The sequence below is a fragment of the Membranihabitans marinus genome, assembly GCF_019802045.1.
GTDB classification, from domain to species: Bacteria; Bacteroidota; Bacteroidia; order Chitinophagales; family Saprospiraceae; genus Membranihabitans; species Membranihabitans marinus_A.
This window is the reverse complement of record NZ_JAHVHU010000014.1, coordinates 1-24,626: the sequence shown is the minus strand read 5'-3', so window position 1 is coordinate 24,626 and position 24,626 is coordinate 1. Positions and strand designations below refer to the sequence as shown.

General features: G+C 45.0%; 11 protein-coding genes. 2 read left to right on the top strand and 9 right to left on the bottom strand.

Translation table 11 applies throughout. The features are described from left to right. Window positions 1-10: 10 nt before the first annotated feature. Genes KUV50_RS14635 through KUV50_RS14615 form a run of 5 tightly spaced genes read right to left on the bottom strand, consistent with a single transcriptional unit; the run spans window position 11 to window position 9,045 of the window. A complete protein-coding gene (locus KUV50_RS14635) occupies window positions 11-1,660 on the bottom strand; it encodes a DUF4855 domain-containing protein (protein WP_222580921.1) in 1,650 nt (549 codons plus the stop codon). 32 nt (window positions 1,661-1,692) lie between these two features. Further along, the gene (locus tag KUV50_RS14630) at window positions 1,693-2,538 is read right to left on the bottom strand and encodes a DUF1735 domain-containing protein (protein ID WP_222580920.1); all 846 of its coding nucleotides are present in this window, start codon (window positions 2,536-2,538) and stop codon (window positions 1,693-1,695) included. Window positions 2,539-2,563: 25 nt separating this feature from the next. Next, entirely contained in the window at window positions 2,564-4,516 is a 1,953-nt protein-coding gene (locus KUV50_RS14625) for a RagB/SusD family nutrient uptake outer membrane protein (protein WP_222580919.1), read from the bottom strand. Window positions 4,517-4,528: 12 nt separating this feature from the next. Next, window positions 4,529-8,002, bottom strand: a complete 3,474-nt coding sequence (locus tag KUV50_RS14620) for a SusC/RagA family TonB-linked outer membrane protein (protein ID WP_222580918.1) — start codon at window positions 8,000-8,002, stop codon at window positions 4,529-4,531. Window positions 8,003-8,013: 11 nt separating this feature from the next. After that, window positions 8,014-9,045, bottom strand: a complete 1,032-nt coding sequence (locus KUV50_RS14615; protein ID WP_222580917.1) for a FecR family protein — start codon at window positions 9,043-9,045, stop codon at window positions 8,014-8,016. A 131-nt stretch (window positions 9,046-9,176) separates the two neighbouring features. Between KUV50_RS14615 and KUV50_RS14610 the strand changes: the two genes are divergently transcribed. After that, the gene (locus tag KUV50_RS14610; RefSeq protein ID WP_222580916.1) at window positions 9,177-9,377 is read left to right on the top strand and encodes a hypothetical protein; all 201 of its coding nucleotides are present in this window, start codon (window positions 9,177-9,179) and stop codon (window positions 9,375-9,377) included. 568 nt (window positions 9,378-9,945) lie between these two features. On the opposite strand, the gene KUV50_RS14605 is transcribed toward KUV50_RS14610, so the two are convergent. The 3 genes from KUV50_RS14605 to KUV50_RS14595 are packed head-to-tail and all read right to left on the bottom strand — an operon-like array spanning window position 9,946 to window position 16,313. Beyond that, window positions 9,946-11,343 carry a BT_3987 domain-containing protein gene (locus KUV50_RS14605; RefSeq protein ID WP_222580915.1) on the bottom strand — a complete coding sequence of 466 codons (1,398 nt, stop codon included), beginning with the start codon at window positions 11,341-11,343 and terminating at the stop codon, window positions 9,946-9,948. A 28-nt stretch (window positions 11,344-11,371) separates the two neighbouring features. Then, a complete protein-coding gene (locus KUV50_RS14600) occupies window positions 11,372-13,213 on the bottom strand; it encodes a RagB/SusD family nutrient uptake outer membrane protein (RefSeq protein ID WP_222580914.1) in 1,842 nt (613 codons plus the stop codon). Window positions 13,214-13,223: 10 nt separating this feature from the next. Then, entirely contained in the window at window positions 13,224-16,313 is a 3,090-nt protein-coding gene (locus tag KUV50_RS14595; RefSeq protein WP_222580913.1) for a SusC/RagA family TonB-linked outer membrane protein, read from the bottom strand. 349 nt (window positions 16,314-16,662) lie between these two features. Between KUV50_RS14595 and KUV50_RS14590 the strand changes: the two genes are divergently transcribed. Beyond that, entirely contained in the window at window positions 16,663-17,190 is a 528-nt protein-coding gene (locus KUV50_RS14590; protein WP_222580912.1) for an RNA polymerase sigma factor, read from the top strand. A gap of 344 nt (window positions 17,191-17,534) precedes the next feature. On the opposite strand, the gene KUV50_RS14585 is transcribed toward KUV50_RS14590, so the two are convergent. Beyond that, complete coding sequence (locus KUV50_RS14585) at window positions 17,535-24,572, bottom strand: T9SS type A sorting domain-containing protein (protein WP_222580911.1); 7,038 nt, start codon at window positions 24,570-24,572, stop codon at window positions 17,535-17,537. Window positions 24,573-24,626 lie beyond the last annotated feature (54 nt).

Here is a 24,626-nt window from a genome sequence, read left to right as displayed (position 1 = left end):
TTTCAATACTTTAATCGTCGTCTTCCGGAAAAAACCACTTTTTCCGCTCAATAATTTTTTTGGCTAACCTGCCCAACAGTTTTTTGTCCAACGGGTCATTGGACCTTGAAAAATGATAGATGCCATTTCCCCCTTCATAATAGGCAATCGACGCATACCGATATACCAGATTTTTTTCAAAATAATCGATGTAAGCTTCCAGACGACTTCGAAATCCTGTGGGTGAATGAGCTATAGCACGACCGTCAAATTCCATTTCCATCCCCATGCCATGTTCCCGGCCAAACTCACACGCTACATCCAATCGAGAATCCGGGACACCGGAGTTAAAAAAGTGGTTCGGTTGTTGCCAGGCAAAATCAAAACCCAGCTCCTTCCATCGGTTGTTTCCTTTGGCCCGCCAATAAGGGATCCAATAAAAGCGATTATCACCCTTCCGTATATAATCACCAAGATTATTCAAAAGGTCTTCATTTTTAGCGACATCTTCATCAACCCAGTAGAATCCATCCAATTCGATGTGCTTATAGTTTTGGGCTTCAAAACGTTGGATAAAAGTATCAATAAACCAATGTGCGGCTTTTAATCGATCTGATCTTTTGGAGAAGTCCAGCCGTTCGCCATTCAATTCTCCCCAATCTTTTTGTCCAGGAATAGGTGAAGGCAGCCCCATCACCACTTTGTGTTTGAACGGGGGCGAACCTAACTCCGAAATATGGGATTCAATGCTGGCATCCAATGCAGCAAAAGCCGTATGGTTACCAAAGTGCCGATCCATTAACCACTCCCACTCCGTTCGCCGGGCGTTCCCTTCTACATAACCAGGTGCAAAACCACGCCCCTGACCGTCCTTGAATTCCAAAAACAAGAATCCGTCAAAAAGCCAATTTTTGCCCCCCTTCTCATCTTCATAGGTCACATAGGGATCAAATTGATCCTTTGTCCATTCCATCGGACGATGTACGCCACCGTGGTAGATCAAGACCATATCCGCTATATCGATTTTTCCGTATCCCGGCGGTACCGGTTTTACGGTGTATCGCACCTGAGTTCCATCCTCAGCCGTCACCACATATTCTATTTCTTTGGTGAAATTTTGTGCTTCTGAAGAATCTGGTGTTATAGTGGCATACGGAGACAGCTCGATGGTTGGCTTAAGCAAACCGGAATCCCGGTCACCGATCAGCAATTCGATCACTTTCTCATCTTCGCGGATAAAGCTTCCAAAACCGACCTCCGGCACACTAAAATGAGTTATCTGAGCTTCAGAACTTTTTCTAATCTCACCCATGACGACATGTCGGCTTGGCATATTTCCAGGTGACTTTATCGTAATGGTGGTGGGTCGATTGAGGTCCACGTAAGCAGGTGATCTGCCATCCACGGCCACTTCAACGGATCCATTCGCCTGGAGCCACATTCGGGAAACATCTATTTCCTGGTCACTGCCTTCGGGAAAGTGTGTTCCAAAAACAAAATGAATGGTATCCCCATATGGTGTAGATTCCTGTGGAAAAAACAGGCCATGGCCGTCTTCGAACGTAGCAAATATTGCGGCAGGTACAGATTGGTGATGCCCGGCATCTTCCTTCTTATCACATGAAATTAAAGAAGCACATACCAGCAGAATACATATCCAAAGACAATTAATGGCCCCCATTGAGTGTATTTAATTAACTAATCAGCTACATATCACTCCATCCAAAAATCGAGTTGCACCTGTACATTATTCTTCTCTCCATTGGTTTCATAGGTGAAATAAAGATCAAAGGTCCCATTGGCCCGCTGGTAAACCGGATCAAACGCTCCGGTGAAAGTACTGGACTTACCTGCCTGGTTCGAGATTTCCAAACTTTCCGACCCGGGCGCTTCTGCGACCTCTACCTCGGTGCCCTTCACCGTCAGAATCACATCTCCTGACTTGATCAGGCTATTGATGCGAATGCTTTGCGGACCGGCTGTCTCTGCAAAAATTACTTTATCTATTTTATCTACAGTGGCATTTCCAGTTTCCTCAGAGACGGTTCCAAAAGCCTTATAATTTCCTTCGTACATATTGCGATAACGGGGAAAAGTCAAAAATGCCGTTTTCTGATCTTCCAGAACATCGACTTCCGGGGAGACATCCTGAATACTAATCGGCAGAACATAGTTCTTGTCAACAAAGTCCGTCCCGATGTTCTTGATGTGCACCGGCAAAAAACCTCGCTCATCACCTGAAGGAATTACTACTTTATTCTCAGCCAGATCAAAATAGTTTTCGGGGAGCATCTCAAAATCTGGATGGTCTGCCAAAAAATCTTCCAAAGCAGACGGATCAACATCCATTGTCACTTCCAGGTTACCAGCTTTTTGATTGACTCCTGCCTGATAAACCCCCAGGTTGAGAAACGACTCTCCCAGCAACAAAGGATGCTCCGAGATGCCATACTGAGGAATATAAACCGTACTATCTACCTCTATCAAATCAAGTCCCTTTTCACAGGACATCTGGGTACACATGACGATTAGGCACGCATATATTAGGATATTTTTCATTTTTCTACATTTACTTTATAAAAAATTACCAACCTGGATTCTGAACTAAATTCTTATTCCGGTCTATTTCGCTTTGCGGTATCGGGAACAAATACATTTTATCGTCGAACACCCGCGTTTCGAAAGGGACTCGTTCATAGAAACCCGTAAAATCAAAATCATTGGTAGATGGATTTCCTGCATTGATATCCATGCCCCACATTTTACCTCCGGCGCCGTATTTACGCATCGGATCGCCATCATCTGCCGTTCCTGCTAAAAGGCGTCGACGCATGGTAAAGTAGCGATCAAAAGATTCTTCGAACGCTAACTCTACCTGTCGCTCGCGAAGGATATGTTCCAGCTGGAGTTCCTTATTCCCTTTGATTTCCGGATAAGCGTCATATATTCCAGGAATACCAGCGCGATCTCGGATGTCATTCCAATACTTTTCTATATCCGGATGGTTGGGGTCTACCTCATTTAGACATTCGATATAATCCAAGAGAACTTTGGCGTACCGAATGAGAATCAATGGTCGGTTGGCATCTGCGATATTTCGATCCCGCATATTGCTTTGAAAACTTACATTTTTTAAAACCAAATAACCTGTCCGCGGGAAAAAAGTATACGATCCAGACTGACGAGATGATCCGCCATAATAAAATTCTACCCGACCGTATCCATTTTTCTGTCCCGGGGACGAGTAGTAATCTCTCTTTGCAATATCACGAGGAACTTGAGGAATAATTCGCTTATTGTACAAAACGGAAGCATAAAACCTCGGTTCCCGATTGGCATACATATTCCATTCACCGGGCCAGTGCCCCCATGCATCTTCATTTCGGATGGCTTCGATAATATCCACACGGTCTGACGATGGATTCAGCCCATCAGGAATATAATTAGCTCCCCCTTCTGCTGCAAATCCTTCTTCTACATAACCGGATTCCGAATCTGTGATCCACTTTCCATTCTCCATCATGAAAGCATCGACGATTCGCTGCGTGGGAGCAATCCCTCCCAGGTTATTGGGACCTGGTGAAGCATGCACTGACCATCCTGTGGGATTATAATTCGACTTTCCCCAAATAATCTCCGGGTTCCAACCATCCAAATGGACCTGCCGAACAGATTTAAATGCGCTAAATTCTGTGCCTTTTCCATTTTCATTATTTCGGTATAGTTTCACATCGACTTGTCCACTTTCTGCCAGATCAATCACCGCTTTATTTGCCTCCATGGCCCGTTGCCACTTCCCAGGATCATAAGAAGTCGAAGCCAAAGCGGTACCATCACTATTTGTAAATCCATTATATTCCGAATTTCCATTCCACTGCGGACTGGCAGCGGTCGTCAAAGCGGCTGCGATAATAGCTTTGCACGTCATTTGATCGGGTTTACCCAGCCAGGTGCGATCGGTGTTCTGCCATCGAACCGGCAGGTCTTTCTGGGCTTCTTCCATCATTTCGATGATGTATTCGACGACGGTATCGAAGGGAGCCCGAAACAAATCCCAATCCGCACTCACTGGTCGTTCTTCAGTAATCAACGGAACGGGGCCATATTGCTGGATTAACTGCCAATAATAATATCCTCGAAGGAACTTAACCTCAGCTTTGTACTGAGCGATGAGCTCCTCACTGAGTTCTGGGTTTCGATCTACATTGTTTTCAAATACAAAAGAAGCTCGAATGGCCTTGTAATACCGGCCCCAATGATTTTGAAAATTGGAGTTTGAATTCCAGTTCCCAAGATTAATATTGTAACTTGGATAAACGTTCCAGGTAAAATCAATCTCATCAGAAATTCCCATAAAACCATACCCCAGATTCAGAGCTGGCGTCGGAATAGCGGCGTAAACGTTGTACAGAAAACTTTCGGTTTCTTTTCTGGATGTCCAGACCGTTTCGCCTGTTTTCATATCATCGGGTAGTTTGTCGAGAAATTCGCAACTTCCCAGAATAAAAATGATCAGTGTAATATATAATAATCTCATGTTCTACGTATTTTAGAAAGTTCCTCGAATACCGAAGTTAAATTTTCGCTGTAATGGGTAATTGCTTCCACTTGCGGATCCTGTTTCAGGGTCCCACATCTTCCAATTTGAAAAAAGAGCCACATTGTTACCGATAAGATAAAAACGGACGGACTCCATGCCGATTTTTGACAACGCATCAGCCCGCAAAGTGTAGCCCAATTCGACATCGGACAATCGGAGAAAGCTCCCATCATAAAGCGTCTTGGTTGATCGCTGCCAGTTATTGGCGGAAGTACCATTGTACAAACGGGGATACTGAGCATCCTGACGCGGATTATCCACCGTCCAGCGATCTAAGGCCTGTACATAAAGGTTGCCTTTCCCAACGCCCTGGTTAAATGGAACATATGCGCCACCCAGGCTATAAGAAACCCGACCTTGTCCCCGGAAGAAAATACCAATATCAAAGTTGCGGTACATGGTTTGTATTCCAAATCCATAATTGATCTCCGGCAAATTGGAAAACCCGATCGGCACTTCATCATCGATGGTGATCTTCCCATCGCCATTAATGTCCTTATACTTTACATCACCTGGACGTACATCTCCAAAAGTTTGTTCGGGACTGTTTTCAATATCTGCTTCATCGACAAAATAGCCTAGAGCGATCAATCCAAAGTTCTGGCCGTATTTATGACCGGTCCGTTGCCGGTATTCATAGTTTCGATCGGGCTCATCTTGCTCCAATATTTTGTCACGGGCATAAGTAAAGTTACCATATACCCTAGTGTAGCCGTTTTCATAACTTCTGGAGACTTCCAATGTACCATCCATTCCACGATTAATCATTTCTCCTCGATTCGCAAAAGGCACAGAATTGATTCCCACAATAGCCGGTAAGGAAGTTCTACGTAATAGAATATCATGTCGTCGCTCATGGAAATAATCCACTTCCAGCGAGATATCACCATTGAACATCAGCATTTCAAATCCAATATTCTTTTTAATCCCTTTCTCCCAGGTCAAGTCTTGTACACCAATCCGGTCCAATCCTACACCGCCAAATCCACGGGGTGTTTCTCCGAAATGATAACCACCGAGACCACCGCCATAGATCGACAAATAGCCATATCGCTGTCCGCCAGGTAACGCTTCCGACCCGACCAGACCATAAGATCCTTTGATTTTCAACACATTGATCAACCGTCGCATTCTTCCGCTCCAGAAATCCTCATTGGATACCAACCATCCACCCGCCACGGCAGGAAAGACACCAAACCGGCTTTCTTTCGGAAAGTTCTCTGACCCGTTGTAACCCACGTTTAACTCACCAAAATATCTGTCATCGTAATCATACGTCATCCGCGCTGCAATTCCCTGTCGACGGTATGGTAAAGCCAGAATCGAAGATCCGGCATTTCCATTGATAAAATCCCGTTGATAATACATCAACATCCCCCCGATCCGATGTCGGTCCTGAATCGTATTATTATAAATCAGCTGGAATTTAAATTCTTTGGCCCGATTGCTTTGAAGTGACCGTGAATAGTTCAAAAACTCCTGCCCTTTATCGACTTCATTGTAGATCAAGTCTCCGGTATCTTCTTCACGTCCCTGCACTCCATAGGTTGTCGATTGTTTCCATCGTTGGATCCGTGTCAGGTTATACGCATCAAAAGAATATGATGATTTTAGTTTCAGCCCATCAGTAATCATACCCAGATCCTGATTCAAAGTTATCTGGCTCATGAGCTGATTCCGATACTCCGTATTGTATCCGGATCCGAGTAATCGTTCTGCGGGGTTTTTCTCGCCTACCTGGGATGGAGCTCCCCAGCCGTACTCTGTATTGCCATTGGCGTCCACACCAATAGGTATTTTCACCGGATTGGAAATTGGAGTCGACAGATTGGACCAGTAAAACAATTCACCAGCTGGTGAAAAATTGGTTCCGTAGATATTTCTTCCCAAACCAGGGGTATGCAGATCGGTCAAATAACCACCTACTTCCAAGTCCACCACCGTGGTCTCCGACAAAGTAATATCCACATTAGAACGGAAGTTATATCGCTGGAGTCCCAGGTTGGAGCTATATGCGGTTTCAGGGCTTTCCTTAAAGTTTCCATTTTCTCCCAAAAATCCCAGTCCCACAAAATACCGGGCTACATCTCCCCCACCTCGTACATTGAGGGTCGCCTGCGCATTATTCGAATATTTGGTATAGGTCTCATCGAACCAGTCTACGTTCGGATAAAGCATAGGATCTGCCCCGCTCACCAGGTTTTCGATATATTCTTCAGAATAATTATCACGCCCCAAAGCTTCGTTGTAAAGTCGGGCATAATCTGCACCACCAAGATAATCAGGCAGTCCCGGCAAATCTGATACACCGTATTCAGTCTTAAATTCGATGGCAGGTTTTTGAACTTTTCCTTTCCGCGTCGTCACCAGAACAACACCGTTCGCAGCTCGAACCCCGTAGACCGCCGTTGCTGAAGCATCTTTCAATATCGATACGGATTCTACGTTTTCAGGATTCAAATCCTGCATCTCCCGCTCCACACCATCGACCAGGATCAGTGGAGACCGATTGGAACTAAAGGTCGAAATACCCCGGATCCAAAACCCTCCATTATCATTCCCCAATTCCCCGGTCCGTTGAACCACCACAGCTCCGGCCATTTTTCCGGCTAAGGCATTGGTCATGGACCGACTGGGCACCTTGAGATCGTCCATATTTACATTGGAAATAGCTCCGATCACACTGGCTTTTCGTTGCTCCCCCATACCAACTACTACGACCTCATCCAAAAGCTCCGAATCACTTTTCATGATCACCACAATATTCGTGCGTCCTTCCAAAGCCACCTCTTTACGCTGATATCCCACGTAAGAAAAAACCAAAGTTGCTTTTTCATTGACATCCTCCAGGGTAAAATTACCATCAAAATCCGTGGCTGTTCCTTTCGTAGATCCCTTTACCAAAACGTTGACTCCGATCAAAGGCTCACCTTCATCATCTGTCACGGTACCGGATACATTCACCACCATTCGGTGTTTTTCAAGCTTTATATTATTCAACCCTCTGGAAGAACCAAGCTTCTGCAAAGACGTGACTTTTCGGGTCACTTTCTTTTCATCAATAATCGTTTCGAGTACTTCAATCATCTGTTTCAGCGATTGCATGCCTTCTGCATCATCCTGGTAGATGATCACATACTTCATCTCCAGCATCACAAATTTCAGATTGGTGCCCGCCAACACACTTTCCAATGCTTCGTTGGCGTCATGATAGCCGTCTGGCTTATAATTTTCGATTTCGACATTTTCTACGATCTCCCGATTATAGGTAAAGTGTACATTATATCGTTCACTAATATCATGGATAATATCCAACAGTCGACCATCATTTGGATCCGATCCGGCTGGTTCTGCAACCATTGTGTTCACCGACACAAAAAGGTGGCAGGTAATAAATAGCAAACAGGTAATTATTCTTTTCATTGGACAATTATTTATTTCACAATTATGGTATCTCCTAACTCATTAAATTCTGCACCCAATGCGATCCCAAGTGCTTTACGAACCAAATCCCAGTCGGAATACGGCAAGGAAAAATCCATTCGTTTATTAGCAAGTTCAGCATTCTCAATCTTAAATTTCTTCCCGTACAAGATTTCATACTCTTTCAAAATTTCTTGTATTTCTCTATTTTCAAACTCAAGCATGCCATCAACCCACGCGGCTTTTTTTCCTATCCGTTTGTTTTCATCTATAGTCATATTTTCATCCGCTTTATCAAAATGAATGAAATCGCCGGGCTTCATCGAAAGTTCTTTTACTTCCTCCTGCTTCACTCGAACATCAACTTTTCCTTCATGTAAAAACACATCAACATCATTGGGCCGGTTACGAACATTGAATTCGGTTCCCAAAACATGAACCCGCAGGACAGAAGCATCAACTTCAAATGGGATCTTCTCTTTCTTTGTAACATCAAAAAAAGCTTCTCCATCCAAACTGACCTGTCGCAGATGATTTTTCTCCCAGTCTCCTTTCCACGTCAGCGAGGAATTGGCATTCAAAAGCGCCGTGCTCCCGTCAGGCAGCTCTATATGAAGGGTTTCTCCATAGCCAGTTTGATATACAATATCTTCTTGCACTTGCGGAGCAGTGAAGAGGAAATACCCAACAATCAAAAGAACTACCGCAGCGGCGCTGCTCCAGATAAATAACCGCTTCCTTCTTGTCGCTCGGTTCCGATTTATTTGAGTTTCCTGCATTTTGAGCAGTATCGAGCGAGATGGCACCCAATCAGCTTTTGCTTCATCAAGCATCAGATTGACCGTTACTTCATCCTTGTTTCGCAGCAGAAGCAGAAAATCCTGGAATTCAGTATCGGAAAGTTCATTATTCCGATACTTTTTGATCAACTGATTTATTTCCTCGTCATTCATTTTTTGGCTGTAGCTTTTATGGAGAGCTGTGGTGTCGGGGCTTTTTGTATCAATTTCCATGCCCCCGTCCTTCACTGCCTCTTTCATCATTAATGACGCAGACTTCAACATTTAGGACTATACTAGTCTGAATATTTTTGAAGTGTGGAGTATTGCAAAGCGAATTAACCTGCAAAATTCATGGCTTTTGATTTACCTACCTGGCGTTGATTATTGTTTTAATGGCAGTTAGACAGGTGCAGATGCCAGGAATGACTGAAGATGGTCGGAGTGCAACGCAGACCAAAGATGGTAAATCCATCGTTGATGAAGATGAGCGAATGAAGCCTCGGCTTAGCCGGGGCACAAGGTTCGGTGAACCTTGGATGAGGGAACCGACCTGTCCCCGCCGTGGCTGTGGGAGGATTCTATCCCGAGGATAATGTATGAATCAAAAGTCAAATATCAACCAAAATTGGGCGATATAGTATACCCAATTTAGGAGTTTAAGCAATTGATGCCCTGCTCATTATACATCTTAATAAATGACGAGATGAATAAACCGGGTTAAATTACCTGGGACCGGGTAGCGGCACATTTGCCCACATGTTCAGGATATTGAATGGAAGAATGCCACAGGCCTGCCTGGAGACATTTGACATTCTTCGTTGCCACCCTTCTATGCCAACTACTCCTAAGCGTGGTTTGTCGCTCACGGGATCCGTGCGCCAACCGAATAATTATATCATTCTTGGTCAGAATCAGAAGGCACAAATTATTTATCATCAGCCACTGAACGGCTCGATCAAATTTCTACTCAATGAGTTGGGTAGGAATCCGGGGACGAAATCGTAATGATAAAAAATGGATGGTGCGGTATCACCAATTATTATGAATCAAAGCCTTTCATCTACATGAAATGCACCAATGCCCAGACGCCCTGGTCCACAATTGTCCGTCCTAAAACTTTCGTGCTCGAAGACACCAGAGCACGAAAGTAGTAATCTTCCCCTATTCTCCCCAGACTACAAACTCAGCCAGGTCAACATTGGCACCACTTTCTGGTCCGATTTCCTGATCCACATAGGTGAATGCTTCTTCGATGACTAATTTTATGTAACGACCAGAAGCAGGTCCTACTTGATATGCATGTTCCCGGGGTGCATTCCCAAGCATCTCCCACGACCCGATCCGCGTCCAGGTTTCTCCATCATTGCTAATCTCAAAATATCCCGACTTCACATTTCCTCGCCAGCTCGCACTCAATGGCTTGTGCAAGTCCATCTGATAAACGGTGTGACTGGTTTTCATATCAAATACGAAATAGTATGGAAATGGTTTGGGTTCATCCCATTTGGACCCCCAATAAGTATCTCCATCTCCATCCAATAAATTTTCAGGCACCCGTCCGAGACCCTCATACTGAGGTTCCTCACAAATACATGAATTCCAATCAATAATTTCCCACTTGCTCCGATCTAATCGGTTCGGTCGAAAAGTTACAGGAATAAGTTGTGTACGTCTTTCAGGATCTACTCCAAATTTATCTGTGGAAGTGAGGACCACAGGAATCAGGTAATCCCCAAATAAATAATTCCCATTCGCATCAATAAAACCTTGTTTTGAAATGGAAATTTTGAAGGCATGATCATTATCTATAGCTTTCAAGCTAAGAGTTTCTTCGTCGATCTGAAAGGCTTCAGGATGCAACGAAGTATAATTTGTTCCATTCCTTTCATTGTATTCTACGACGAGAGCAGGATCAACTTCTACCTCAAAATCTATATTCCATTGATTTACGAAATTCACCTCTACTTCGGAGAAAATCAACGTTTCATCCGGTGATTCAAAATCTACAATGGTATTTCCAGACACCAAGCCGTTATCTGTAAATGATAGGTAAGGATCAATTACATGTGGTAAAACCAAAGACTCCATTTGTTCCGGCTCCCCTTTTGTAATATTACCGGAAACCACCTCAGCCCGGATTGGGATCACATATTCTTCTGAATTTTCTTTTTGAAGTTCCCGGATGGCTGGTGCATTCATACGAACTTCAAAAGGAACCCGGTAATCCTGCTTGTTGAACACTATGTCCGAGGTAGAGATTTCATACAAGTTGGACGGAACAACCTGGTATTGCGTACCGTGTTCTTCGTTGTAGGAATCCACAATATTCTCATCAACCACTAGTTTCACCGTTCCGCTTTGTGTTCCAATCCCACTTTTGATCACCATGATGTGATGGATATAAGAATCCATATTGAGCATCTCTTGTTCATTGAATCCGGACTCCAGAAGATAGACCTTATCCTCGACAATATCCACGCGTCTATTGTCTTCACAACTAAAAAACAAGGTCGTGAATCCCAGGAATAGTAACATAAAAAATACTCGTATTCTGTCCATGGTCCTTTGTATTTGGGCTATTTTAAATTTACCAGCCATAATTCTGTGTGATATTTTTCATTTCATTCAATTGGTTCTGGTGAATCGGGAAAAAATAGTGTTTAGGTTCAAACACTTTTTCGCCAGGAAACACCTTATCCGTTCTTCCCCAGGATTCTTCATATTCTGTCGCTAACAAATTGCGGGTATAATTCGGACCCGAGAATTCCTCTTCAGCGATCATCCAGGTTCTGATATCGTAATAGCGATGACTTTCAAAAGCTAACTCAACCATACGTTCTTTTCGTAATAGATCCCGCAGTAATTCTTGGTTTCCAATCACCTCCGGATAAGCATCTTCCAATTTGTTCAATCCACTCCGTGCGCGTACCTTGTTGATGTAGAGGAGCGCTTCAGCTTCATCCCGGTTGGGCTTTTCGTTGCAGGCTTCTGCGTAATTCAAATATATTTCAGCCAACCGGTAGTAAGGCCAGGCAAACTGCCCCCATTTCCCTTCTTCGATGTTGTTCGTAGGATCACTCATACGTCGCCACAAGTACCCGGATTTTACGCAGTCACCAGATTGCTGATAGGTTGATGTACCCCCAGTATGAAAAGTCACCACTTTTTCACCTTTATACGTATTGATCCAGTTCATTCCATTAGCCAATACAGACGCATAAAACCGGGCATCGCGACCTACGCAGCTGTTGTGGGCGTTGATGGGTGCAAAATCATCCAAAGGGTGGATGTAGGGGTTTGTGAACCCTTCATCGCTGTAGCCAGACGCCGGATCGATGATGGGTTGTCCGTTTTCTGTATAGCCCGTCACCGGGTACCGACCGGATTCCTTCATGGGATATGTATCCACTAGTTTTAATGACGGGCTGTAGCCGCCATACCCTTGCTTAACCACCCGTGGCGGAGAAGCCCGGACGACAAACGAATGGGCATTGCTATACCAACGTCCCCAAATGACCTCATCATTCCAAAAGTCAAAGAAAATGCCCATGTAGGATTTGATGGCCCGCTTAAACGGATCCGATTCACTGGTGTTTTCATTTAGCGTATATTGATTGAGGTCAATGACAGCCTTTGCCGCTTTCGCGGCGACCTCCCACTTCTCCGGGTCGGTCGACTGAGGGAATAGAAAATCACCATAATGGTTCTTCATACCATGATACAGTGGGGTTCCATTGAACAAAGGTCTGGCCGCATACAAGGTTAATCGTGATTTGGCTGACATCGCAGCACCTTTGGTAATACGTCCTGCCCAAGCTTCATCGGTCACCTGGCGGGGCAATACTTCAATGGCTTTGTCATATTCAGACAATATAAAGTCCAGGTTCTCCTGGAGACTGTGCCGATCGATTTCTTCTGGTCGTATCGTAATGTCGGAAGGCTGATCACCCCAGATATAAACTGGTCCGTATTTTCTTAGCAAGGTAAAATAAAAGTAAGCCCGTAAAAAACGCGCCTCTGCTTTCATCACGGCAATGGTCTCTGCGTTGAGTTCTGTGTTTTTATCAACATTATTGATAAAAATAGTGGCTTGATTAATACCATTGTAGTCGTGCTGCCACGTCTGATAGGCACCACTGGTTGGCCCCCATGATCCATTATTAAAATTCAGCCACCCCACACCGGACAACCAGGAAAAGAGGGCTTCATCGCTGCGCGGCACCACGGTACCATCTCCGGTGACAATATTCTGTTCATCGGGCAAATAACCATAAATCTGAGCCAGGTAGGACTCGGTGGTTTCTCGTTTATCAAACACTTCATCCAGGGTCAGCTGGTTCTGCAGTTCTACGTCAAGGTAGCTTTCACAGGAACTAAGACCCAGGATCAGCACAATAAACAACAGGGTATATTTCGGTATAATATTCATAAGTCAGTTTTTATATCTTGATGTTTAATCCAAAATTTATGGTTTTCATTTGGGGATAAATTGCTCCATAACTCGTACTCAATTCGGGGTCCCAAAGTTTGAATTTGCTAAACGTAAAAAGATTCACCGCCTGCACATAAACACGCACAGTAGACATTTTTGCTTTCTCGGTGAAGTTCTCAGGAAGTGTATAGCCTAGTTCTGCCTGTTTTAACCGTAAAAAGCTCATATCGCGTTGAAACAAAGTGGAATGGTGGCGATTGTTTTCATTATAAGCCAGGTGGAGGCGTGGGTATTTGGCCTGTGGATCCGGATTGGCTGCTGTCCATCGATTATCCGCAAGATCAGAAAAGATCTGACCATTGACCAAGATACTTCCCGAAGGACCTACTACCGGATTCCCACTCAGAATCCGAGTCACATTCTCTACCCCTTGAAAAAAGAGGGAAAGGTCAGCGCCCTTCCATCCCATCGACACCCCGGCGCCATAACTAATTTCCGGAATATGGGTACGACCTATGGCTACGAAATCGTAACTATCGATCACCCCATCACCGTTAATGTCTTTGTATTTCACGTCACCGGGCTGAACATCTCCGAATTTCTGAACCGGACTGTTCTCAATATCTGCATAAGACTCAAACAAGCCCAGTGCGATCAACCCTCTTTGCTGATAGAGCGGTTTACCGACCTCAGATTGATAGGCCCATATCGGTGTGGGCTTATCATCATACAGTTTTTTATTTCGGTTAAAAGTAAAATTGCTTCGAACCTGGATGGTAAAGTCATTGATGTTTTTCGTGTACTCCAAAGAAGCATCAACCCCGCGGTTTTCCATCCGACCCAGGTTAACATACTGAGGTACATTGACCCCCACGATGGAGGGCACGCTCTCCTGGAGAATATAGATTCCCTCCCGCTTTTCATAGAAGAAGTCTGCCTGAATCTCCAGTTCATGGAAAAGACCAAGTTCGATTCCAACATTCTGCTTAAGAGCACTTTCCCAGGCTACATTAGGGTTTCCAGGGTGTCCTGTTGCGATCCCCCCACGCCATTGTTGGCCCGTCCGTCCAAAATGATACCCGCCTGTAAATTGCATTTCTGAGTTAAAAGCAAAGCGCCGGTTTCCCCCAATCTTATCATTGCCGATCTCCCCATAAGAACCTTTCAATTTCAACAGAGAAACATACGGGAAAACTTCTTTAAAATAGGGCGCGTTGCTCACCATATAGCCGAGTGCAACGGATGGGAAAAACCCAAATCGATGTCCGGGTGCAAAATTTTCTGAACCGTTGTATCCAAAGTTTCCTTCCACAAAATAAGTGTTCCGGTAAGAATATGTCCCCCGGGCAGCGACTCCAATGTTCCGGTTGGGAAAAGCAGCTATAAAACTACCTGGAAAATTATTCGTATGTTCCCGCATATTGAACAAAAACAAACCACCCACGCGATGATCATCCGCAAAAGTTCGTTTATAATTCAAGCTAGACTCCAGGTTCGTCGTGCGGTTTCCACGGTTCGATCGGGCCAGGGACAAATAATCACTTCCGTCAGCATTTTTATGTAGAATCAAATCTCCGTTTTCATCGCGGCCGGTGGCATAATAGGTGGCCGGGTGCTTCCGTTTATCCAGCGTTGACCCGTTGTATGCATCCCATGAAAATCTAAAATTAAATTCCAGACCCGGCGTCACGATACCGGATAGATCTTGCTTCAATCCAACCAATGCCTGAGAGTTATTCCAAAAATCCTGAGAATATCCGGTACTGTTGAGTGAATAATACGGGTTGCTTCCTACCAGAGGCTGAGCATGTGTTCCGTCAGAATACTCAGTCGGGATGGAAATAGAGGGTGTAGTCATCAGGATTTGATACATGGTACCCAGTGCCACCCCAAGACGATTTTTTGTTTCATATTGATTGGACAAACTCAAGCTTACGGTCGTGGATGAGGACAAATCGACATCCAGATTGGATCGAAAATTAAATTTATCGTAGTTCATGGACGGATTGTACTGCTTGGTGACTTTGGGATCAAAAATTCCATTCTCATTGTAGTAAGAACCCGAAACAAAATATCGCAGAACTTTTCCACCACCACTTACATTGAGATTTGCCCGTTGGCTGGTCGTGGATGGTTTGAAAATCTGATCCATCCAATTGACATTTGGATACAGATCCGGATCTTCCCCACTTAAATATTTTTGCTTTTCGTGCTCCGGGAAAGGAATTCGGTTGGACGCACTAAATGTGATATCATTGTAATAATCCATCCACTGTTCGGCTGTGGCCAATTCCGGTAATCGGGTCGGTGACAGCGTCCCATACTCAACCTTTCCGTTAATGAGAGGTTTCTCGCTTTCCCTACCTCTTTTAGTCGTAATCAATACGATGCCGTTAGCCCCCCGGACCCCATACACTGCCGTGGCGGTCGCATCTTTTAGAATAGAAAAAGAAGCGACATCTTCCGGGTCTACCAGGTCAAGTGACCGCTCTACCCCATCGACCAACACCAGTGGACGGTTGTTCGCCCCAAAGGTACTTACGCCACGGATCCAAAAGGAAGATCCCGCACCGGGCTCCCCGGTACCTTGTACAGAGACGACTCCGGCCAATTGTCCCGCCAGACTATTACTGATTTTACTCACCGGTATCTTCAGGTCATCTGTGGACATCGTAGTGATGGCGCCAATCACGCTTTCTTTGGTTTGTTCACCATAGGCGACGATGACCAGTTCATCGAGGGTTTGTGAATCGTCTTGCAGGACAACATTTACCACGTCTCGTCCGTCAACAGATTCTTCAAGCGTCTGATATCCGATGTAAGAAAACACCAATATCGCATCGTCATCGACCGCTTCCAATGAATAGTTACCATCAAAATCCGTTGCCGTCCCTTTGTTGGTTCCTTTGACGATCACGTTAACACCGATCAAAGCTTCACCATCTTTATCGGTCACCTGTCCTGTCACATTCACCTCAACCCGATTTTGCTCCACAGTCAGACCGGCCCCTTGGCGGTCACTCGCATAGGCCTTCTGATGGGTGGCAACCAGGCACCAACAGATTCCAATAAATATAAAAGTAGATAATTGTTTCATATAAATTTATTGTATATAATTATATCAATATTCTAATAATTGTCATTTTCGTCAATGTTTATAATATTTCAAACGTACTACTCGACAAATTTGGCAAGTATACCGTTATTTTATTTCTATTCACATTTGATCGCTGAATTTTAACTCCGCAATAAGGCAAAAATCAGGTTGATCAAAAGCCTCTTCACTCTTTCAGTCAGTTTCCGCCATTCTATTGACGAATTACAAACCAATTGGGACTATATATTTTCAATAAATTTTCACAATTTTAATATTTCTGCAAGTTGCCTGAAAAATAGTTTTGAATTCCGATCAATTCCGTTAATTTCACGCGATCAAGAATGTGAAAATGAATAAGATTTACGAGTCCTACCGAGATTTTATTTACCAATTTTTCCTTAAACACGTTAAGGTTCCCGCTCTCGCTGAGGACCTGACCCAGGATGTTTTTGTGAAATTCTGGCAAAAGAAAGACACCTTTGAAAACATTGACAATCTCGATGCCTGGTTGTATACCCTGGCCCGGAATCACCTCACAGATCACTACCGAAAGCTCGCTACGGAAAAAAAATATCAAGAGACGGTATGGTATCACATGGAGCGGCAATCGAATTCCGTCTTGCTGGACATCTACAAAGAAGAGCTTGAAAACGAAATCGAAGAATTACTTAACTCGCTTTCGCCCCGACAAAAAGAGGTCTATATTTTAAGTCGGAAAAATGGACTTTCACTCGAAGAAATCGCCGTCAAGTTGAAAATTTCACCAAATACTGCTAAAAACCATCTGGTTCAGGCCTTAAAAGTGGTGCGGCAAGGACTGGAAAATCATTACACATGTTTCTTCGTATTGCTTATGATATTTCTGGGTTTGGGCTAGTAACATCAATAGATTTTTCGACCAGGCTGGTCAGGCAATCTTACGGAACAAGCGATACTTTACTATTCTCGATACCTACACAGATCATAAAAATCTCCATAGAGTCGTTTATATAGGTTAATTAGCGACATCCTCTGAATTCATGATTTCCGGATGTAATCCGAATATTCTCCAATTTTATTCATCAAAAAATACACAGTCCAGCTCAGGTTATACCTGCGCTTTTTAGCAACCATCTTTTCAGCTTCCAAAAAAAAGGCCCCCTCCTCCTGAAGGAAGAGAGAGCCAACCCCTTAAGAAACAAACTTCCCGGTGTACCCTTTTCAGGCACACTTAAAAATATTCTAATTTACTTTAATTAATGACCTGGTGTAAACTCTGTAATCATTAATAAAGCGAAGCGTATATGATCCCTGCAGTACATCCCGCAGATCCAACTGCATCCTCGATTGATCCCGCAGAGCATCAAATTCGTAGACTTTCACTCTTTGGCCCAACATATTGTACAATTCTATTCGGTTTATATCTTCCATTTCCATTCGAACTTCTACGTAATCACGAGCCGGATTGGGATGAAGAGTAATGTTCCGTTTAACATCTTTCGTCACCATCAAGTCCAATTGCCCTTCACTCCACTGATTCTGTGCATCACGAACACGGACCTTGACCTTGTGGATCATCCCCATGTTCTTCAGACTTATTTTATTCCCACTTTCCTTCACAGGTACCCAACCCTGCTTGCCAGGACGAAGGTAACTCCAGGAATAGTCGAAGGGAGCCACCCCGCCGGACACTTGAGCCACGACTTCCGGACTGTTATACTGCAGATTTACGATTGGGGGCTTCTCTGATATGATGACTACAAAGTATTCCGTAGTGGAATTTCCGCACTCATCACTCACATACACGGTATACTCATACCACACCTCACCGTTACGTTCTTGCTTTGTAATGCTGACCTCTTCAGTGACCGAACCACAGTTATCTGACACGGACACAATGTTTGATTCTGCACCGTTTGTGGCATATTCCAAGGAGGTCATATGCAAAGTATCACTCGCCAACTCAATCACCGGAGCGATTTCATCATTAATCATAAACAGTTGTACATAACGGTCCACATTACCGGAAGTATCCGATGCAGTCCAGGTCCGCAATACGGTCAACTGATTATGACACGTAGAGTCTGACACCACATCTTCATAACTCACCAGGACGGTGTCGCAGCTGTATACCACCGGGCGATGTGTTTCCATGTCAAACACACAGCTCAGATTAAACGTGTCTCGTTCCGAGTGAAAATAATCATCCGTATCATTCAATCCAAAGATCAGCTGCTGGCTAATCGAAGACTGGTTCCCGCATTGATCCATATAGGTCCACGTTCTTACCTGTATAGAATCAGCGTCACTGCTATCAAAAATGGTTTCATTTTCCGTCTGCGTTAATTCAGTACCGCAAGGATCACGGACCACCGGTTGATCAAAGGTCAAAGACTCCTCCGTGGCGTCACTGCCACAGCCCATAAACTTCACCGGATACTCCAGGCTTAAAAGTGGAGCTGTGGTATCCTGACGGATAATTATCGTCTGGTACGTCGACACAGATTGACCGCAGGTATCCGTCGCCGTCCATTCCCGGATCATCTTGTATTCAGGTCCACACGGTTCTCCCAGAGTAAAGTCCTCTGTCGTTATTGCGATAGAATCACACGTTGATTTTACAACCGGCTCTCCAAATACAGCCTCGCTAACACACGATACAATTTTTGTAGCCGGTACTTCTACAAAAGCCGTCAGGCTCGTCTGCCCTTCGCCAAGAACTGCAATATACTGACTTGCTGTATCCCGATTACCACATTGATCCACCGCCACCCAGCTTCGGATGAGGTAGTATCCAGCCCCGTCTGCACAATCCTTCACTCCGAGTGGTCGGTAGTCTTGCCGGACCATTACTGTATCAACGCGACAATTCTCAGCCACTTCCACCGTTTGTTCTGGAAGATCAAATCCACAGGCAACCACCGTATCAGCAGGAACCTCCGTAATCATCGGTGCCATGGTATCTCCCATTACAAAGATGTTTTGCATGGTCTGGTTCATATTTCCACAATCATCCATCACCCGCCAGATACGGCTGATCGTAAATCCGGTAAAGCAATTCCCCTCTCGCTTCAGGTCCATATAATTCACTTGAACAGAGTCCGTGCAGTCATCTGTGACGCTCAGCGTATCAAATACCACATCCTCTATACACAGCACGCTATAGTCTTCCGGGATGTGGTCGAACTGTGGAGCCAAAGTATCCCGACGGATTATCTCCCACTTCAGCGTGGAACTGTTCCCGCAGCTGTCCGTGGCCGTCCAAATACGAACCGTCCGCTCATCACAAGAGGTACCTGTGGTCGTTTCTTCCATTTCAAGGGCAACTTGTGAGGAACAATTATCAAAAGCTACAGGTGAAAAATCAGGCATCGTATCCTTGCAACCAATCTGGACAATGCTGTCTCTTGTGGTAAATTCCGGAGCTTTTGTATCCGGAAGAATGGTCAGGGTCTGACTGACCTCGGTCGAGTTTCCACACGAATCGATCGCCAACCAGGTCCTCTTGTAGTAACCATTACATTGTTCACGGACCACTGTATCTGTAGTTATCACAGACTCTATTCCGACATTGTCCGCAAATACCGGCTCGTCATACACCACCGAGTCACCACACTCTATACTTTTACCAGCTATAGTGTTGGTCAACACAGGGGGAACATTGTCGATCAAAGCAATCACCTGCACCGCTGTATCTCGGTTCCCACATCCGTCCGTAGCTATAAAGAGCCGATGAATCGATCGATCACACGTGGCATCCTGTATTACACTATCCTCCACGGAGATCACAACTTCACCTTCTGTGCATTGCGAAGAGGCTACCGCCATATCTTCGGGCACTAAATCTCCAATATTCCCTCTAAAAGTGCCGGGCACATAGGTAAAGGCAATGTCCAAATTCGCAGCAAACCGTACTTCTTGACTAACCGATGACGCATTTCCACATGCATCTGTTGCTGTCCAGGTTCGGGTAATCACCTGATCACAGCCTTCTCCTTCCGCCGTAGAAGCTACAGATATGACCACGCCCTCGTCCACATTATCAGTCACACTAATATTGAATGGAGGTAATTTTGACCCACACGGCAACACCACATCCCCGGGCATTTTATTAAATACCGGCGCTTCATCATCAGGTTTGACTGTAATGGTCTGCGAGGTTGTGGCAGACAACCCATTAGCACTGACCGCCTTCCAGGTCCGGGTATACGTCCATCCTGCGCATTGATCACCAGCCACAGCATCATCCCCGTCCACAGTGATGTTTACTTCACCACAACTACTACCCGCTACCGGATCATCAAAAACAATCTCGGATCCTGCGGGCAAGACTTTGTCTTCCGGCAAACTAGAGAACACAGGCCCGGTTCCTTCCAGGGTAATGGTCTGTGAAGCTGTGTCCCAGTTTCCACATCCATCGGTTGCTGTCCATACCCGGGTAATCGTACTCTGACCAGCAGCATTCACACCAAACGTGTCCCGATGTGTCAAAGATACATTCTTGCTGCACGCATCATAGGTCACTACCTGACCAAACTCCACCGGGGCATCACAGGCAATGGTTTTATCTTCAGGTACACTAACGAATTCAGGCGGCATGCGATCCATCATGAAAATATGAATGGTATGTCGCACCGTACGATCGTATTTATCGGTCACGTACCACCAGCACACGATTTCCTGCAGTTCCTTTCCATCTTCACAATGATGAAAATTGATATAATCATCCATGTTAACGGTCAAGTTCTGAGGGCATTTGGAACAATCCTGTTTGACTTCAAAGGCAGCCGTTGTAAAAAATGCCGGTTTACTGCATTCGACGAATATCGAATCACCATCACCCAATCCCTGAAGCAAAGGATGCACCGGAACCAGTTCCGGAAGTTCGGAATCAATGATTTGAATTACTTGGGTCGCCGTACTCGTATTCCCACAATCATCCGTGGCGGTCCATGTTCTGCGATGTCGGCAATCTGCAAATCCATCAATATACCATTCTGTAGATACTTCAACTTCTACATTATCATCACAATTGTCAAAAATTTCAGGTTCGTCAAATTCTATACTCTCGCTACAATCCAACGTTTTCAGCGATTCCACTACGATAACAGGGGCTTTCGTGTCCTGAATTATCAAAGTATTAGTACACGACTTGACCTGACCTTGATCATCCCGGTCAGGATCACCATTTGCGTCAACGATAGTAAAGGTTACTTCATAAATACCACAACCCGTTATCGTATCCAAATCGTGAACCACGGTAAGACCAGAACAATCGCCTTCAAGCCGATAGGCACCTCCATTTAACCACGCCTGGATACCTTCTTCATCACTACATTCAAATGTCGCAGCATCATTACAAAATATTCGGCAACAACTCGCATTAATCTCGATTTCACTAGGTGGGTTTAAGCTATAAGTACTTCTGAGATCCAATCTTGGCTGGAGAATATTTTCACATTCTTCAGCAGTAGCGATACATCCATTCTCATCTCGTACCCTCAAAATATATCCACCATCCGGCAAGGTAAACACTCCACCATATGAAATGTCTGTCCAGTCCGTGTGGATTGATTGATCCGCCGAATACAAAACCTGGTATTGATACCCCGGAGTTCCACCCATAGGGTGGACCGTAACATAGGTCTGAGCAGGACCATCGGTGATACCGGCACATTCCAAATCCACACAAAACATCAATGGATCAGGCTCCGACAACGTGACCTCGCAAGTGGCAGTACATCCATTCGCATCCGTAACCGTCACTTTATAGGTGCCTGCTCCGAGACCCATCACAGAAGCTCCGTCTCCTATCGAGGTCTGGAGATCATTCATATTGACCCAATTATAGGTATAGTCCTCCGTACCACCAGATACAGATACTTTTACTTCCCCATCGGTATCTCCATTGCAGTTCAATTCGTTACTCTCGAAATTAGAGGAGCAAGTCAGGGACAATGGATCGGGCTCTTTTACTGTCACCTCGCATTTACTGGTATTTCCTAATGCATCGGTTACTATTACGATATAAGTTCCGGCACTTAGATTAGATGCCGTAGCAGTTTTATCACCATTTGACCATTCAAAACTGAACGGAACCAAACCTCCAACTGCACTTGCTGTCGCCATACCATCATCACCGCCATTACAACTGACATGTTGATTAACTGTTGTACTGCATATCAAAGGTTGCTCTGCACAGGCATCATCATTCTTCGACGGAACGCCGTCACTTACTTCAGCTGTGTTCAGCAAGCCCGTTCCTTCTTCACCCTCTGTGAGTTCACAGTCCGCACTCTGAGGAGTGACCGCAGCAGGATCCACTGCAAAGGTCACTTCCACCTCGAATACATCCACTTGAGCTACTCCAACTTGCTCATCATCTATAATGAGATAATCAGACTGTCCGTCAAAATTGGTATAATTAGTTGTCCCTGTAGTTCCTTCTACACCCACATAACTGACCGATACATCGGTTATAGTAGCGCCCGCTCCATACTTTAAGGTATCCGACAAATCATAGAATGCCAGAGCGTCACTTGTGTTACTCACTTCAACTTGATACGTCATCGTATATTCATTCACATTGCCCGTAGACGTCGGTCCTGCCGTTACCGTCTTCACGATATTGACCGATGGATTCGGCATATCTGTACAGGCATCATCACGCTTCGACGGAACGCCGTCGCTGACTTCCGCTATATTTAGTAAGCCCGTTCCTTCTTCACCCTCCGTGAGTTCACAGTCCGCACTCTGAGACGTAACCTTTGCAGGATCCACCTCAAAAGTCACAACGATCTGAAACACATCCTCCTTACCGGTTCCTACCTGCTCATCATCTATAATGAGATAATCAGACTGTCCGTCAAAGTTGGTATAATTAGCTGTTCCTGTAGTTCCTTCTACACCCACATAACTGACCGATACATCAGTTATAGTGGCACCCGCTCCATACTTTAAGGTATCCGACAAATCGTAGAATGCCAGAGCGTCACTTGTGTTACTCACTTCAACCTGATACGTTATCGTATATTCGTTCACATTGCCCGTAGACGTCGGTCCTGCCGTTACCGTCTTCACGATATCCACCGATGGATTCGGCATATCTGCACAGGCATCATCATTCTTCGACGGAACGCCGTCGCTGACTTCAGCTGTGTTCAGCAAGCCCGTTCCTTCTTCCCCCTCCGTGAGTTCACAGTCTGCACTCTGAGGAGTGACCGCAGCAGGATCCACTGCAAAGGTCACTTCCACCTCGAATACATCCACTTGATCTACTCCAACCTGCTCATCATCTATAATTAGATAATCAGACTGTCCGTCAAAATTGGTATAATTAGTTGTTCCGGTCTCGCCATCTCCACTCACATAACTGACCGATACATCGGTTATAGTAGCACCCGCTCCATACTTTAAGGTATCCGACAAATCATAGAATGCCAGAGCCTCACTTGTGTTACTCACTTCAATCTGATACGTTATCGTATATTCGTTCACATTGCCCGTAGACGTCGGTCCTGCCGTTACCGTCTTCACGATATCCACCGATGGATTCGGCATATCTGCACAGGCATCATCATTCTTCGACGGAACGCCGTCGCTGACTTCAGCTGTGTTCAGCAAGCCCGTTCCTTCTTCCCCCTCCGTGAGTTCACAGTCTGCACTCTGAGGAGTGACCGCAGCAGGATCCACTGCAAAGGTCACTTCCACCTCGAATACATCCACTTGATCTACTCCAACTTGCTCATCATCTATAATGAGATAATCAGACTGTCCGTCAAAATTGGTATAATTAGTTGTTCCGGTCTCGCCATCTCCACTCACATAACTGACCGATACATCGGTTATAGTAGCACCCGCTCCATACTTTAAGGTATCCGACAAATCATAGAATGCCAGAGCGTCACTTGTGTTACTCACTTCAACCTGATACGTAATCGTATATTCATTCACATTGCCCGTAGACGTCGGTCCTGCCGTTACCGTCTTCACGATATTGACCGATGGATTCGGCATATCTGTACAGGCATCATCACGCTTCGACGGAACGCCGTCGCTGACTTCAGCAGTGTTCAGCAAGCCCGTTCCTTCTTCACCCTCTGTGAGTTCACAGTCCGCACTCTGAGGAGTGACCGCAGCAGGATCCACTGCAAAGGTCACTTTCACCTCGAATACATCCTCCTTTCCGGTTCCAACCTGCTCATCATCTATAATGAGATAATCAGACTGTCCGTCAAAATTGGTATAATTAGTTGTCCCTGTAGTTCCTTCTACACCCACATAACTGACCGATACATCAGTTATAGTGGCACCCGCTCCATACTTTAAGGTATC

Excerpts from the sequence above, each read along its gene's own strand:
- KUV50_RS14635 (WP_222580921.1), bottom strand. The coding sequence starts at position 1,660 with ATGGGGGCCATTAATTGTCTTTGGATATGTATTCTGCTGGTATGTGCT.
- KUV50_RS14630 (WP_222580920.1), bottom strand. The coding sequence starts at position 2,538 with ATGAAAAATATCCTAATATATGCGTGCCTAATCGTCATGTGTACCCAG.
- KUV50_RS14625 (WP_222580919.1), bottom strand. The coding sequence starts at position 4,516 with ATGAGATTATTATATATTACACTGATCATTTTTATTCTGGGAAGTTGC.
- KUV50_RS14620 (WP_222580918.1), bottom strand. The coding sequence starts at position 8,002 with ATGAAAAGAATAATTACCTGTTTGCTATTTATTACCTGCCACCTTTTT.
- KUV50_RS14615 (WP_222580917.1), bottom strand. The coding sequence starts at position 9,045 with ATGATGAAAGAGGCAGTGAAGGACGGGGGCATGGAAATTGATACAAAA.
- KUV50_RS14610 (WP_222580916.1), top strand. The coding sequence starts at position 9,177 with ATGGCAGTTAGACAGGTGCAGATGCCAGGAATGACTGAAGATGGTCGG.
- KUV50_RS14605 (WP_222580915.1), bottom strand. The coding sequence starts at position 11,343 with ATGGACAGAATACGAGTATTTTTTATGTTACTATTCCTGGGATTCACG.
- KUV50_RS14600 (WP_222580914.1), bottom strand. The coding sequence starts at position 13,213 with ATGAATATTATACCGAAATATACCCTGTTGTTTATTGTGCTGATCCTG.
- KUV50_RS14595 (WP_222580913.1), bottom strand. The coding sequence starts at position 16,313 with ATGAAACAATTATCTACTTTTATATTTATTGGAATCTGTTGGTGCCTG.
- KUV50_RS14590 (WP_222580912.1), top strand. The coding sequence starts at position 16,663 with ATGAATAAGATTTACGAGTCCTACCGAGATTTTATTTACCAATTTTTC.